Here is a 14,682-nt window from a genome sequence, read left to right as displayed (position 1 = left end):
GGCGGTGGACCCGCACGAGCTCGGCGAGCGGCTCCAGCCAGTCGGCACCCTGGCCACCGAAGGCGACAGCGAACGGCGTGCCAGCGGCGAGGCGGTCGAGCAGGCGCTTGGAGACGACTCCGTTGGAGATCGTCGCAGAGGGGGCAGGGGCGGCGGGGGTGAGGGCGGTGTCTGGGGTCACGAGAACCATGAGAACAGAAACATGAGCCTTTACTCAAGTTTTTCTTGAGTATTCCCTCATGTTTTGAGACGATCCCTGCGGAAGCTTCTCGTTCTATCGACGCGCCCTCGGGGCGCAGGCCCCGGAGGTTGTTGGTGTTCTCCCGAATCGCGATCGTGAACCGAGGCGAGGCGGCCATGCGGCTCGTCCACGCCGTCCGTGACCTGAAGGCAGCTGGCGAGCAGCTGACCACGATCGCGCTCTACACCGACGCCGAGCGCCACGCGATGTTCGTGCGCGAGTCCGACGAGTCGTACGGGCTCGGCCCGGCGTCCGCCCGTCCCTACCTCGACCTTGAGGTCCTCGAGCGCGCCCTGGTGGCGACGCGGGCCGACGCGGTCTGGGTGGGCTGGGGCTTCGTCGCCGAGGACCCGGCGTTCGTCGACCTCTGCGACCGGCTCGGCGTCGCCTTCATCGGCCCGAGCGCCGAGGCGATGCGCCAGCTCGGCGACAAGATCGGCTCCAAGCGGATCGCCGAGAAGGTCGGCGTCCCGGTCGCCCCGTGGAGCAATGGCCCGGTCGAGACCCTCGAGGAGGCGCTCGCCGCCGCCGAGGTGATCGGCTACCCGATGATGCTCAAGGCCACCGCCGGTGGTGGCGGTCGCGGCATCCGCAAGGTGAGCACGGAGGCCGAGCTCACCGACTCCTACCAGCGCACGCGCGACGAGGCCGAGCGCGCCTTCGGCAGCGGCGTCGTCTTCCTCGAGCGGGTCGTCACCGGCGCCCGCCACGTCGAGGTGCAGCTGATCGCCGACTCCCACGGCACCGCCTGGGCCCTCGGCGTCCGCGACTGCTCGGTGCAGCGCCGCAACCAGAAGGTCATCGAGGAGTCCGCTTCTCCCCTGCTCGACGCCGAGCAGGTCGCCCTGCTGAAGGAGTCGGCCGAGCGCCTCGCCGTCGCGGTGGGCTACACCGGCGCCGGCACCGTCGAGTTCCTCTACCAGCCCGAGGAGCGCTCGTTCGCCTTCCTCGAGGTCAACACCCGCCTCCAGGTCGAGCACCCCATCACCGAGGTCACCACGTCGGTCGACCTCGTGAAGGCGCAGATCCACGTGGCCCGCGGCGGCCGGCTCCAGGAGTTCACAGGTACCGATCAGCGCCCGGTCGAGGCCGGCCACGCCGTCGAGGCCCGCCTCAACGCCGAGGACCCCGACCGCGACTTCGCCCCGGCCCCCGGCCGCGTGGCCCTGCTCGAGCTGCCCAGCGGCCCCGGCGTCCGCGTCGACACCGGCCTCGGCGAGGGCGACGTCATCCCCGCCGACTTCGACTCGATGATCGCCAAGGTCATCGCCTACGGCCGCGACCGCGACGAGGCCCTGGCCCGCCTGCGCCGCGCGATGACCGAGACCACCGTCGTCATCGAGGGCGGCACCACCAACAAGGGCTTCATCCTCGACCTGCTCGACCAGCCCGAGGTCGTCTCCGGCGAGCCGGCCTGGGCCGACACCGCCTGGATCGACCGCGCCCGCGGCGAGGGCCGCCTCGTCTCCGACGCGCACCGCGAGGTCGCCCTGCTGGTCGCCGCGATCGCGGCGTACGACGAGGGCACGGGCGTCGAGCGCACCCGCCTCCTCGAGACCGCCCACGGCGGCCGGCCGCAGGTCCAGCACGAGGTCGCCAAGCCGGTGGAGGTCAAGCTCCGCGGCACGACCTACCGCCTGACCGCCCTGCAGCTCGCCCCCGGTCGCTACCGCGTCACGCTCGAGGTGGGCGCCAGCACCGCGACCGCCGACGTCGAGCTCGAGTGGCTCGACACGTTCCATGCGCACCTGGTCGTCGCCGGCCAGCGCCACCGGATCGTCTCCGCGGTGCACGGGCCGGTCCACCTCGTCGAGGTCGACGGCGTCACCCACCGCGTCACCCGCGACGAGGGCGGCGTCGTCCGCTCCCCCGCTCCCGCACTCGTCGTCGCGACGCCGGTCGCCGTCGGCGACGTCGTCCCGGCCGGCGCCCCGCTTCTCGTGCTCGAGTCCATGAAGATGGAGACCGTCCTCCCGGCCCCGTTCGAGGCCCGGGTCCGTGAGCTCCAGGTCATCACCGGCAGCCAGGTCGAGACCGGCGCTCCCCTCCTCCGCATCGAGCCCGTCGCCGTCGACGGCGCCGAGGCCGCGACCGATGTCGAGGGCGCCGCGCTCGTGCTGCCGGCCGCCCCCGCGCCGGCCTCCCTCGAGGAGCGCGTCGAGCAGGCGCGCACCACCCTCACCGCTCTCCTCCTCGGGTACGACGTGCCCGCCCGCGAGCGCGCCGCGGCCCTGAAGGAGTACCTCGGCGCCCGCGACGAGCTGCGCGCCTCCGGCGCCGACGTGCTCGCGCTCGACTCCACACTGGTCGACCTCTTCACCGACGTCGCCGACCTGCACCGCGACCGCCCCGCCGACGAGGAGCGCCGCACCGAGCTGCGGGTGCACAGCTCGCGCGAGCACTTCCACACCTACCTGCGCAGCCTCGACGCCGACCGCGGCGGGCTGCCCGAGCACTTCCGCGAGCGCCTGTGCCGGGTCCTGGCCCGCTACGGCGTCACCGACCTGACCCGCACCCCCGAGCTGGAGGACGCCGTCTTCCGGATGTTCCTGGCCCAGCAGGGCCCGGCCAACGACGCCGACCTCGTGGTCGCCCTGCTCCAGCGCTGGATCGACGAGCCGGCCCCGGCCGGCACCGACGCGTCCGGCGACATCCGGGCGCGGCTCGAGCGGCTCAAGGGCGCCAGCCAGCGCCGGTTCCCCGCGGTGGGCGACCTGGCGCGCAGCATCCGGTTCCGGTGGTTCGACCAGCCGCTGGTCGACGCCGACCGCGCGGCCGTGCTGGCCGGCGTACGCGACGAGGTGGCGGCGCTCGCCGACCCCGCCGCGGCCGATCGTGATGCTCGCATCGAGGCCCTGGCCGTCATCCCCGAGAAGATCGTCGGCTTCCTCGGCGAGCGCATCGCCGCTGGCGCCAGTGGTCCCGAGCCGATGCTCGAGGTGATGACCCGCCGCCACTACCGCGACCACCTGGGCGACATCACGCTCGCACAGTGCAAGGGCCGCGAGGTCCTCCACGCGACGTACGAGATCGACGACGCGACGCGCCACCTCGTGACCACGACCGGCACCTGGGAGGAGCTGAGCGACCCGTCCTCCGCCCTGATCGGGGGACTCTCCGCGGCCCTCACGGAGGCGGCTGCCCCGCCCGAGGTCGTCACCGACCTCTTCCTGCACTGGCCCACGGCCCCGACGGGTGACGACCTGATCACCGCGCTGGGCGACGCGCTCGCTGCCAGCGGCCTGGTGGAGCTGGCCCGCCGGATCACCGTCGCCGTCCTGCCGGGCATCGACGGCCGCGTCGACTACTACACCTTCCGCCCGGAGCCGCCCGCCGGCACCGAGGTGCCCGAGGGCAGCAGCCACGCCGTCGCCGAGGACGACCTGGTCCACGGCGTGCACCCGATGGTCGCGCGCCGCCTCGACCTGTGGCGCCTGCGCGACTTCCAGATCACCCGCCTCGATGCGCCCGAGGACGTCCTTCTCTACGAGTGCGTCGGCCGCGACAACCCCGACGACCGTCGACTCGTGGCGCTCGCGCAGGTCCGCCAGCTCGCGGTCGTCCGCGACGAGGACGGCCGGGTGAGCGGCGTGCCCCACGCCGAGCGTGCGATCGAGAACTGCCTCGAAGCCGTCCGCCGCGCCCGCACCTCGCGCGGTGGTGCCGGGGTCAAGCTCGACCTCAACCACGTCTGGGTCCACGTGTGGCCGGTCGTCGACGCCGACATCGACCAGCTCACGGCGCTCCAGCGCAAGATCACGCCGCTGACCGACGCTGCCGGCATCAGCGAGGTCGTCGTGAGCGGCCGGCTCGCCGACACGAACGGTGGCGCCCACCCGGCGTCGATCCGCTTCTCGCGCGGCCCCGGCGGCCGGATCGCCACCGCGGTCGAGGCGCCCCCGACCGAGCCGCTCAAGACCCTCGACGAGTACGACGGCAAGGTGCTGCGCGCCCGCCGCCGCGGCCTCGTCTACCCCTACGAGCTGCTCCCGCTGCTGACCGGCCCACGCGGCTCGTTCGTCGAGCACGACCTCGACGACACCGGCGTGCTGGCTCCGGTCGACCGCCCCCGCGGCCTCAACAAGGCCGGCATCATCGCGGGTGTCGTCACCACGCCGACCACCCTCCACCCCGAGGGCGTCACGCGCGTCGTCCTGTGCGGTGACCCGACCAAGGCGCTCGGCGCCGTGGCCGAGGCGGAGTGCTCGCGCGTCATCGCCGCGATCGACCTCGCCGAGCAGCTCGGCGTCCCGCTGGAGTGGTACGCCCTCTCCGCCGGTGCCCGGATCTCGATGGAGTCCGGCACCGAGAACATGGACTGGGTCGCGGCCGGCCTGCGCCGGATCATCGAGTTCACCCAGGCGGGCGGCGAGATCAACGTCGTCGTGACCGGCATCAACGTCGGCGCCCAGCCGTACTGGAACGCCGAGGCGACGATGCTCATGCACACCAAGGGCATCCTCGTGATGACGCCGGACAGCGCGATGGTGCTGACCGGCAAGCAGTCGCTGGACTTCTCCGGCGGTGTCTCGGCCGAGGACAACTTCGGCATCGGTGGCTACGACCGCGTCATGGGCGCCAACGGCCAGGCCCAGTACTGGGCGGCCGACCTCCCCGGTGCGTTCGACGTGCTGATGGCGCACTACGAGCACACCTACGTCGCCCCGGGCGAGACCCGCCCGCGCCAGGCCGTGACGAGCGACCCCGCCGACCGCGACGTCTGCGTCTTCCCGCACGACGACCCGTCCAGCGACTTCACCACGGTCGGCGAGATCTTCTCCTCCGCGAGCAACCCCGACCGCAAGAAGCCGTTCGACATCCGCACCGTCATGCGGGCCGTGGCCGACCAGGACCACGCCACGCTGGAGCGCTGGGCCGGCATGGCCGACGCCGACACCGCGGTCGTCTTCGACGCCCACCTCGGCGGCCACCCGGTCTGCCTGCTCGGCATCGAGTCGAAGCCGGTGCCGCGTCGCGGCTTCCCGCCGGCGGACGGCCCGGACGTCTACACGGGCGGCACGCTCTTCCCGAGGTCGTCGAAGAAGGCGGCCCGCGCCATCAACGCCGCCAGTGGCAACCGCCCGCTGGTCGTCCTGGCCAACCTCTCCGGCTTCGACGGCTCGCCCGACTCGATGCGCAACCTCCAACTGGAGTACGGCGCGGAGATCGGTCGCGCGATCACGAACTTCGACGGCCCGATCGTCTTCGTCGTGATCTCCCGCTACCACGGTGGCGCGTTCGTGGTCTTCTCCAAGGCGCTGAACCCGCGGATGACCGTCCTGGCCCTCGAGGGCTCGTTCGCCTCCGTCATCGGTGGCGCCCCGGCGGCCGCGGTGGTCTTCTCCGCCGAGGTCGACAAGCGCACCGCCCGCGACGCCCAGGTCCAGGAGCTCGAGTCCGCGCTCGCCGACGCCGACCCGGCCGAGCGCGGCCGGCTCACGGTGGAGCTCGGCCGGCTCCGTGCGGGCATCCGTGCGGAGAAGCTGAGCGAGGTCGCCGGCGAGTTCGACGGCGTCCACGACATCCACCGCGCCGTCCGCGTGGGCTCGGTCGACGCGGTCATCTCCGCCCGGCAGCTGCGTCCGGAGATCATCGCCGCGGTCACGCGCGGGCTGGAGGGCTGACGGCACCCCGCGGGCGTGAGAACGGCATCCGCGGGCACTACCTGGGCGTATGGCAACCGAGTTGACCCAGGAGCGACGACCATGACGGATCGATCCGCATGACCAGAGCGGTCGTGGTCGGCAGCGGGCCCAACGGGCTCGCTGCCGCCCTCACCCTCGCCGCCGCGGGCGTCCGGGTCCGGGTGATCGAGGCAGCCGACACCCTTGGTGGCGGCACCCGCTCGGCCGAGCTCACGCTTCCGGGCCTCGTCCACGACGAGTGCGCCGGCTTCCACCCGTTCGCGCTGGGTTCGGCGTTCGCCGAGCGGTTCGACCTCGCGGGCGCCGGCCTGACCTGGCGCTGGGCGGCGGCCGAGATGGCCCATCCCCTCGAGGACCGACGCGGAGCGGCCGTCTACCGCTCGGTCGCCAACACCGCGGCCGGGCTGGGCGACGCGGGGCGCGCCTGGACCCGCATCTTCGGGCCGCTGACAGAGCGCTTCGGCACGATCAGCCAGGAGTTCCTGCAGCCGATGCTGCACGTGCCGCATCACCCGGTCCATCTGGCCCGCTTCGGGATGTACTCCGGTGTGCCGGCGAGCCTGCTCGCGCGACGCTTCCCGACCCCGGAGGCACAGGCGCTCTTCGCCGGGGTGGCTGCACACTCGTTCCGGCCGCTCGGCGGTGTCGCCTCCTCCGCGATCGGAGTCGCGCTCACGACCGCCGCCCACGCCTACGGCTGGCCGGTCGCCCAGGGCGGCTCCGGTGCCATCCGCGACGCGATCCTGCGGCGCTGCGCGGAGCACGGCGTGGCCTTCGAGACAGGTCGCCGCGTCGGATCCCTCGACGAGCTCGGCGACCCCGACCTGGTCATGCTCGACACCTCCCCCCGTGCCGCGGCCGCCATCATCGGCGACCGACTGCCGGGCCGGGTACGCCGCGCGTACTCCCGCTACCGGCACGGCCCCGGTGCCTTCAAGGTCGACTTCGCCGTCGAGGGAGGCGTGCCGTGGACGCACGAGGCCTCCCGGACTGCCGGCACGGTGCACCTCGGCGGCAGCCTCGCCGAGACGGCAGCGGCGGCACGGGAGGTCGCCGCCGGCCGGATGCCGGAGCGCCCCTTCCTCCTCGTCGGGCAGCAGTACGTCGCGGACCCGACCCGCTCGGTGGGTGATGTCCACCCGCTCTACGCCTATGCGCACGTGCCCGCGGGCTACACCGGCGACGCCACCGACGCGATCATCGCGCGCATCGAGCAGTTCGCCCCCGGCTTCCGCGACCGGATCCGCGCGACGTACGTCCGCTCGACGACCGCGATGAGCGCGCACAACGAGAACTACGTCGGCGGCGACATCGTCACCGGTTCCAACGACCCGCTGCAGCTGGTCTTCCGGCCACGGGTCGCGGCCAACCCGTACGCCACCGGCATCGCGGGCGTCCACCTCTGCTCGGCCGCGACTCCCCCGGGCGCCGGCGTGCACGGGATGTGCGGCTACAACGCCGCCACCCGTGCGCTCGCCCGGCTCTAGGCCGGCCCGACCTCAGAAGCGGCCCGATCTCAGAGGCGGCTCTGGACGCCGGCCAGCAGCTGGCGCGCCATGACGATGCGCTGCACCTGGTTGGTGCCCTCGTAGATCTGGGTGATCTTGGCGTCGCGCATCATCCGCTCGACCGGGTAGTCGCGCGTGAAGCCGTAGCCGCCGAGCAGCTGCACGGCGTCGGTGGTCACCTGCATGGCGACGTCGGAGGCGAAGCACTTCGCCGCGGCACCGAAGAAGGTCAGGTCCTCGTCCCCGCGCTCGGAGCGACCCGCCGCGGCGTACGTGAGCTGGCGGGCGGCCTCGATCTTCATGCCCATGTCGGCGAGCATGAACTCCACGCCCTGGAACTCCGCGATCGCCTTGCCGAACTGCTTGCGCTCCTGGACGTAGCCGAGCGCGTAGTCGAGGGCTCCCTGGGCGACACCGACGGCCTGGGCCGCGATGGTGATGCGGGTGTGGTCGAGGGTCTTCATGGCGTACTCGAAGCCGCGACCCTCCTCGCCGATCAGCCGGTCACCGGGGATCCGCACGTTGTCGAGGTAGACCTCCCGCGTGGGCGAGCCCTTGATGCCGAGCTTCTTCTCGGGCGCACCGAACGAGACACCCGGGTCGGACTTCTCCACGACGAATGCCGAGATCCCCTTCGAGCGCTTCTCCGGATCGGTCACCGCCAGGACCGTGTAGTACTCCGACTCGCCGGCGTTGGTGATCCACCGCTTCACGCCGTTGAGGATCCACCCGTCGCCGTCGCGCACCGCGCGAGTCTTCTGGTTGGCGGCGTCGGAGCCGGCGTCAGGCTCGGAGAGGCAGTAGGAAAAGCCACCGTCGCCGTTCGCGAGCTTGCCGAGGTAGTGCGCCTTCAGCTCCTCGGAGCCGCCGATCTGCACGGGCAGGGAGCCGAGCTTGTTGACCGCCGGGATCAGCGAGGCCGACAGGTCGGCGCGCGCGATCTCCTCGATCACGATGACCGTGGCCAGCGCGTCCGCACCGGCACCGCCGTACGCCTCCGGGACGTGCGGCGCGAAGAACCCGGTGGCCAGGAGGGCGTTGTGGGCCTCCTGCGGGTAGCGGGCCTGCTCGTCGACCTCGCCGGCGAACGGCGCGATCTTGTTGTCGCAGATCTCGCGGATGACGGCGCGGATCTCGCGCTGCTCCTCGGACAAGGCGTACATGAGACTCCTCCAGGTCGTGGGGCGCTCGCGGTGCTCGCGATCGCCGCATGGCACTCAGTACCGTACTAGCGGTACTCCATACCGCCAAGTAGCATCCCGGCCATGGCGTCCACCACCCGCGAGCGGCTGATCACCACGGCGTTCGACCTCTTCGAGGCGCAGGGGTTCGACGCCACGACCGTCGACCAGATCACCACCGCGGCAGGCGTCGGCAGAACCACGTTCTTCCGGACCTTCCGCACGAAGGAAGACGTCCTCTTCCCCCATCACGACGAGGTCCTGGCCAAGGTCGGCGCGCGCCTGGAGACGGCCGCACCTGCCACGAGGGCCGTGGCCCTCCACGAGGCGGCGCGGATCGTGCTCGACCACTACATCGCCGAGGGCGAGGTCGCCCGCCGGCGCTACCGCCTGACCAGCTCCGTTCCGGCGCTGCGTGAGCGCGAGATCTCCAGCGTGGAGCGCTACCGCCGGCTCTTCAGCCTGCACGTCACCCGCTGGCTCGAGGGTGAGCCCGACGGTGCCCTCCGCGCCGAGCTGACCGCGACGGCCGTCATCACCGCTCACAACCACGTCCTGCGGCGGTGGCTCCGTGGAGCCACCACCGACCTGCTGCAGGACTTCGACCGGGCGATGCCGTTCGCGCTCCGCACACTGACCAGCGAGACGGGTGGCCACACGGTCGTCGTCGTCTCCTCTGCGCCCAGTGTCGAAGGAGTCGTCGCCGACGTACGCCGGGCGCTGGAGGGTCAGTCCTGCGGATAGCGGTTTGTGTGTTTCGCACAGACACGCGCCCGAACTCTGGAGCAGGGCACCTCGCGCCAGTCGGGCCGTGCGGGCGATCGTCGACGGAGACCCCTTCACACCACCCGGGAGCTGTCATGAGCGATCTCCGAGCCCTTCTGCCCCTCTTCCTCCTGTTGCTGGTGCCGATCTGGATCCCGATCGCAGCGGCCCTGGTCGGTGCCCTCTGCGACCGGCTCCGGCCGCCGAGCATCTCCTCGGCCCAGGCAGCGGTGCAGGAGGCCAAGCGGCGCGCCGAAGCGGCGCGCGCCGCGGCGCCGCGCGCCGCGCGCGTGGCCGCCTGACGCGAGGTCGTGCCTCCCGCGTTGCGGTCAGACGGCTCCGCTCACGCGTCGACGAGCGAAGCTGCTGGCACACGCGGGGCAGGACATCCGGTCCAGTGGAACGAAGTCGAGCGTCCAGAACGTGTGCCACGACGGCGTCGGAAGACCACAGAGCGTGAGCCGGCTCCCGTCCCGCCGGACGTGGCGCATGCCCCAGGGCCGGCGGTCCGACGACGCGGCGCGTGGCACTTCGTACGGCGCCGTGACCAGCCAGGTCCGTGGCTCGCGCAGCCTCACACCGGCCTCAGTTCACTGATGAGCCAGTCGTCGCCGACGCGCACCATCGTCGTCTCGACCCTGCTGCCGCTGACCACGGGCGCCCGTCCACCGGTCACCGTGGACTGTGTGACGAACGCGAGCACGACCACGCGTCGTTCGTCGACGGCGTCGATGACACCCACGCCGCTCACCCCCGCCGTCGTGTCGACCTTCAGTCGTTCGGCCGTCGGCCGGACCGTGGTCGTCACGAGCTCCTCGTACTCGTCGTGGAACGCTCCGGTCGTCTGCGCAACGGCGCGGGACAGGTCCGGGTCGAGGTGGTCGTGCCGATAGCTCAGCAGCGCCGACAGGCGGCTCTCCGCGCTGGATGCGGCTGCCCGTCGCGCAGCGTCGAGCTCCTCGCCACGATGGTGCAGGAACGCGAGCACGGCACCAGCGATCATCAGCGTCGCGGAAGCGAGGACGAGCGCAGTGCGGGCCCGGCTTCCGACGCGTGGCCCACCGCCACGGAGCATGGATCGCGCAGCCGTCGTGCGCTGGTCGTCGAGAAGCGTCATGCCACGAACTCCATGTCACTCACGAGCCAGCGTCCGCTGACCTGCTTGAGGTCGACGCGCAACCGGTAGGCGCGCGGCGTGGTTGTCTTCGACCGCAGGTTGGCGACCTCTCCGATCGCCGCGACGAGGACACGGGCCCGACGCGGCTCCCAGTCGACGAGTCCGGCAGACGCCACCCGCCCGGTCGAGGTGACCTTCTGCGCGTGCAGGGCACGGCGCAGCGCGACGGACTGCTCCCCCAGCTCGGAGGCGAATGCCGCCGTCGCACCGGCCTTCAGGCGGTCGATCTCGGCACCGGTGGTCTTCTGGCTCACCGAGATCAGGCCGGTGACCTCTGCGGAGGCAGCGGCGAGTGCAGCGGCCCGGCCGGCCGACTCACGGTGGTCGGCACCGACGGCCAGCGCGCCGTGGACGCTCCAGGCCGCTGCGCCGGCCGCGAGCGCTCCGATCAGCGCCGTGCGAGACGCCTCACGAGCCGAAGAGGTGATCGTCATGACACTCCCAGAGGTCCGAGGATGAGCGACCGCCAGTCCGTGCCCGGCGCTGGGGCGGTGCCCCCGAGAGGTACGCCGTGGGCACCGTCGAGCCCGCGGGCCTGCAGCATGAGCGCGGCGAGGTCGGTGAGGACCGGTCGACCGGACGCCTGGCGGGCACTGCTGCCGAAGTGCAGACCGCAGCCGACAGGCAGCGGCGCGCGCGCCGAGCTGTTCGGGCACGGCAGGTTGCGCGCACCCCGCACGCTGGCCGGGTCGGCGGAGGCGGTGCGGCAGTGGGCGGTCCCGTCGACGCGACGCACCGAGCCGTCGGAGGGCGAACGACGGGCTCCGCTCGCGAGGTAGCCGCTCGTGCAATGACGGGGCGTGTCCAGGTTGGCCCGCAGGTCCAGCTGGACGTCCCCGTGCCCCGCACGGGGGTTCACCGTCGACTGCAGGCGCGCGACCGTTGCCGGGTAGACGACGAGGATCTGCTCGAGGTTCGCGAGGTAGGTGTTGAGCACGCGGGCGTCCTTCGTGGTGTTCTTCACGAGGCGCGGCACCGTAGGCCTGATCCCGTCGACGACCCCGCGGAGCCGGTCCAGGTCCTGCGGGCCGCCATCGATCAGGGCGCGGAGATCGCCGTCGTGAGCAGCGAGCTCGTCGGTGAACCGCGCCAGGGACGCGGCGTACGCCTGGGTGTGGCCCATCTGCTCCTGCTGGGTCGCGAGCACGGGCTGCAGCGTCGAGATCAGCGAGCGCGTCGCGTCGAGGTCGGCGGACGCCGCATCCACGAGCTCGCTTGCGCTGTCGAGCACCCCGCCGAGGTCGTCACCCGAGCCGCCCAGTCCCTCGTCGAGCTGGTTCAGCACGCGCCGGGTCTTCGCGGTGGGCACCGACTTCAGCAGCCCGTTCAGCTTGTCCAGCACCGGACTGATCTGCGGCATCTCACGGGTCCGCTGCCACGGGATCACCGCGCCGTCCTCGAGGTGCGACCCGGACGTGCCGGGCACCAGGTCGACGTACTGCTCGCCGATCGCGGACGTGCTGTGCAGCTCCGCGATCGCGTCGTCGGGGATGTCGGTGTCGTCGTCGAGCTCGAGCGTCGCCCGGGCGCCTTCGCCGTCCAGCTCCAGGGAGGAGACCGTGCCGACCTTGACCCCGCGGTAGGTGACCATCGCCCGGGGATAGAGCCCGCTGGCGTCCTTGAAGTCAGCCGCGACGTCGTAGACGCCGATGCCGAGCATCTGCGGGACACGTGCGTAGACCACGGTGGTGAGGCCGACGCAGGCGACGGTCAGGACGAGGAAGATCCGGAGCTGTCGACGGACCAGGGGCGTGAGGATCATCGGCAACCCACCAGGATCTGGACGAGGGAGCAGGAGGACTTCGAAGGCTCCGGAGCGGGCGAGGTGCCTCCGGATGACGTTGGTGCGGGAGTCGGCGCGGGAGGCGTCGTCCCCGATCCTCCGGTCCGCGGCGCCGGTGTGGGCCGCAGCGGAGCCGTGGTGGGGTCACCGGACTGGAACGCCGCTCCCCCACCGAGCCACATCTTCGCCAGCGAGGTCGCACTGAGGTCGAGCGTCGCGAAGAGGTTCGCGTAGTCACCCTTGATCGCGTCGGTTGCGGTCATCGCCGGGAACGGGATGGTGAACCCGATCTTGAGCGCATCGACGAGCTGGCCGGACGAGGCGCCCACCTTGGCGAGGATCGGTCGCAGCGACGCCAGGTTGGCGACGATCGCCCGCTCGTTGACCTCGATGACCCTCCCCGCGTCCACACCGAGGCGCCCGGTGTCCCGGATCGCCCGGACCAGCTCGTCGCGCTCCGCGTTGAGGGCGCGCAGGCCGGGTGTGATCCGGTCGATCGCCCGGTTGATCACGGCCTGGTTGCTGCGCAGGTCCTCGGAGAGAGACCCCAGCGCCTGGAGCGCGTGCACGATGTCTCCCCGGTTGGTATCAAGCACGGTGAGCAGCTGGTCCAGCTGGTCGATCAGGTCACGGGTCTGGGGCACACGGCCCTTCAAGGCCGTGCTCAGCTCACCCGTGATCGTGCTGATCTGCGAGAGGCCGCCGTTGTTGAGCAACAGCGAGGCGGCGCCGAGCACGTGCTCCGTGGACGGGTAGGTCCCGGTCTGCGCGAGGGGCACGTGCGCTCCGTCCGTGAGGTACGCCGCGGCGGTCGTGTCGCTCTCGTCGGCGGCACGGTCGGGGTGGTCGGGCGTGGAGACCTCGACGTACTGCGCGCCGAGGAGCGTCTTCTGGCCGATGGCGAAGCGCGCGCCCCGAGGGAGCTGCTGGTCGTCCGCGATCCGGAGGGTGACCCGCGCGTGCCAGTCCTCGTCCACCTTGATCTTCGTGACGGTGCCGATGGTGACGTTGTCGCGCTGGACGTTGGAGTTGGGGACGAGGTTCTCGACCTTGTCGAAGGAGACGGTCACGGTGTAGCCGTCGTCGCCGACCGCCTTCTGGCCGGGGAAGGTGTAGGAGTTGGGCTGCAGGTCGCACCCGGTGCCCGTGACCAGCACCGCAGCGACCGCCGCGGCTCCACCGATCGCACGCCACCTCATCGGGCACCTCCGAGCTGGCCGAGCAGGCCGTTGACGAGCTGGTCGACGCCCGCGACGGGGTCCGTACGGGTGCTGCCACTGGCCGCGCCACCCGTCAGCGCTCCCCCGACACCGCCGGGGACGGCCTGGCCGGCCTGCTCGAGGCCGAGCAGCTCGACGAGCGGCCGGATCGCAGCACGACACGCCTCGGCGGTGCCACCGGCGCCGAGCACGGCGGAGCAGAGCAGCGAGGCCATGCTGTCGAGGTTGGCGAGGACGGCGCGGCCGGTGATGGCCTGGCGGTCGACGATGTTGTGGAGCCCCATGAGCGAGTGCGGCGCCACGTGCAGGACACCGGCGAGCTCGTCGGCACGCGAGGCAACGGTTCCGGTCAGCTTCGTGGTGCCCTGCAGCGCGTGGGTCAGCTGGGCCTGGTTGCGCCCGAGCAGCCGGGCCGAGGCGCGCAGCGCCATCCGGAGGTCACGCACCGCGCCGGTCACCTGGGTCCGGTTCTCGCGCAGGACGGCAGCGACGTGGTCGAGCTCGGTGCTGAAGCCACCGACCGCAGCGTCGTGCACCGCGAGGTTCTTCGTGAAGCCGTTGAGGTTGCGCACGGTCGTGAAGAGGTCGGACCGTCCTGACGCCAAGGCTGCCGCCGCGTCGCGCAGCTGCGCCACCGAGGCACGCAGCTGGGTGCTGTTGCCGTTGGCGAGGTTGGCCTCGATCGTCGAGATCGCCTGGTCGAGCGAGCCGCGCCGGCCGGCCTGGGGACCGAGGGCGGTGCTGAGGTCGGTCAACTCCTTCTTGACCTCGTCGAACGAGATCGGGACCGCCGTGCGGTCGACCGGGATCTCGGCGCCGTCGGCCAGGGTCGGACCGCTCGTCCAGGCGGGTGCCAGCTGGACGAAGCGCCCGCTGACCAGGCTCGGCGCGACGATCGCGGCGTGGGCGGAGGCCGGCACCTTCTGGTCGCCGTCGAGGGCCAGCGTCACGTCGACGCCGCCGTCGCGGGTCTCGACCGAGGTCACCGTGCCGACCCGTACGCCGAGCACGCGGACGTCGTCGCCGGCGTACAGGCCCGGCGCGGTGTCGAAGCGGGCCAGCACCTCGGTGTTGCCGCTGGAGCGGAGCACGAGGACCGCGCCGACGACGAGCGCGAGGACGAGGCCGACCAGCAGGCGGGGACGGCGGAGGGTGTTCATGG

The 14,682-nt window shown here is 72.1% G+C and carries 11 protein-coding genes; 4 read left to right on the top strand and 7 right to left on the bottom strand.

The genetic code is table 11. From position 1 onward, the window contains the following. Window positions 1-181, bottom strand: a 181-nt coding sequence (locus tag VLF38_RS12055) for a hypothetical protein (protein WP_325271507.1), incomplete at its 3' end; no start/stop codon positions are given. Between the two features lie 134 nt (window positions 182-315). On the opposite strand from VLF38_RS12055, the gene VLF38_RS12050 reads away from it, so the two are divergent. Continuing rightward, a complete protein-coding gene (locus VLF38_RS12050) occupies window positions 316-5,865 on the top strand; it encodes a carboxyl transferase domain-containing protein (protein WP_325271506.1) in 5,550 nt (1,849 codons plus the stop codon). Between the two features lie 98 nt (window positions 5,866-5,963). Then, window positions 5,964-7,373: an NAD(P)/FAD-dependent oxidoreductase gene (locus tag VLF38_RS12045; RefSeq protein ID WP_325271505.1), complete on the top strand. Its 1,410-nt coding sequence runs from the start codon at window positions 5,964-5,966 to the stop codon at window positions 7,371-7,373. A 29-nt stretch (window positions 7,374-7,402) separates the two neighbouring features. Here the strand turns inward: VLF38_RS12045 and VLF38_RS12040 are convergent, their stop codons facing one another. After that, on the bottom strand, window positions 7,403-8,557 hold the full coding sequence (locus VLF38_RS12040; RefSeq protein ID WP_325271504.1) for an acyl-CoA dehydrogenase family protein: 1,155 nt from the start codon (window positions 8,555-8,557) through the stop codon (window positions 7,403-7,405). Between the two features lie 102 nt (window positions 8,558-8,659). Here VLF38_RS12040 and VLF38_RS12035 point away from each other — a divergent pair, with 102 nt between their 5' ends. Together VLF38_RS12035 and VLF38_RS12030 are read left to right on the top strand one after the other, a co-directional pair. Then, window positions 8,660-9,319 (top strand): TetR family transcriptional regulator, encoded by a 660-nt coding sequence (locus tag VLF38_RS12035; RefSeq protein WP_325271503.1) that lies wholly within the window; start codon window positions 8,660-8,662, stop codon window positions 9,317-9,319. A gap of 116 nt (window positions 9,320-9,435) precedes the next feature. Further along, the gene (locus VLF38_RS12030; RefSeq protein ID WP_325271502.1) at window positions 9,436-9,642 is read left to right on the top strand and encodes a hypothetical protein; all 207 of its coding nucleotides are present in this window, start codon (window positions 9,436-9,438) and stop codon (window positions 9,640-9,642) included. Window positions 9,643-9,914: 272 nt separating this feature from the next. Here VLF38_RS12030 and VLF38_RS12025 read toward each other — a convergent pair whose 3' ends face one another. The 5 genes from VLF38_RS12025 to VLF38_RS12005 are packed head-to-tail and all read right to left on the bottom strand — an operon-like array spanning window position 9,915 to window position 14,680. Further along, window positions 9,915-10,457 carry a hypothetical protein gene (locus VLF38_RS12025; protein ID WP_325271501.1) on the bottom strand — a complete coding sequence of 181 codons (543 nt, stop codon included), beginning with the start codon at window positions 10,455-10,457 and terminating at the stop codon, window positions 9,915-9,917. Beyond that, window positions 10,454-10,951: a hypothetical protein gene (locus VLF38_RS12020; protein WP_325271500.1), complete on the bottom strand. Its 498-nt coding sequence runs from the start codon at window positions 10,949-10,951 to the stop codon at window positions 10,454-10,456. Before VLF38_RS12020 ends, VLF38_RS12025 begins: the two co-directional genes overlap by 4 nt. Then, window positions 10,948-12,279 carry an MlaD family protein gene (locus tag VLF38_RS12015; RefSeq protein ID WP_325271499.1) on the bottom strand — a complete coding sequence of 444 codons (1,332 nt, stop codon included), beginning with the start codon at window positions 12,277-12,279 and terminating at the stop codon, window positions 10,948-10,950. The genes VLF38_RS12020 and VLF38_RS12015 overlap by 4 nt, the downstream gene beginning before the upstream one ends. Continuing rightward, complete coding sequence (locus VLF38_RS12010; protein ID WP_325271498.1) at window positions 12,276-13,499, bottom strand: MCE family protein; 1,224 nt, start codon at window positions 13,497-13,499, stop codon at window positions 12,276-12,278. The genes VLF38_RS12015 and VLF38_RS12010 overlap by 4 nt, the downstream gene beginning before the upstream one ends. Then, entirely contained in the window at window positions 13,496-14,680 is a 1,185-nt protein-coding gene (locus tag VLF38_RS12005) for an MCE family protein (protein ID WP_325271497.1), read from the bottom strand. The genes VLF38_RS12010 and VLF38_RS12005 overlap by 4 nt, the downstream gene beginning before the upstream one ends. Window positions 14,681-14,682: the final 2 nt, after the last annotated feature.

Source organism: Nocardioides sp. (assembly GCF_035481145.1).
Classification (GTDB): domain Bacteria; phylum Actinomycetota; class Actinomycetes; order Propionibacteriales; family Nocardioidaceae; genus Nocardioides.
This window is presented reverse-complemented; position numbering and strand designations above follow the sequence as displayed.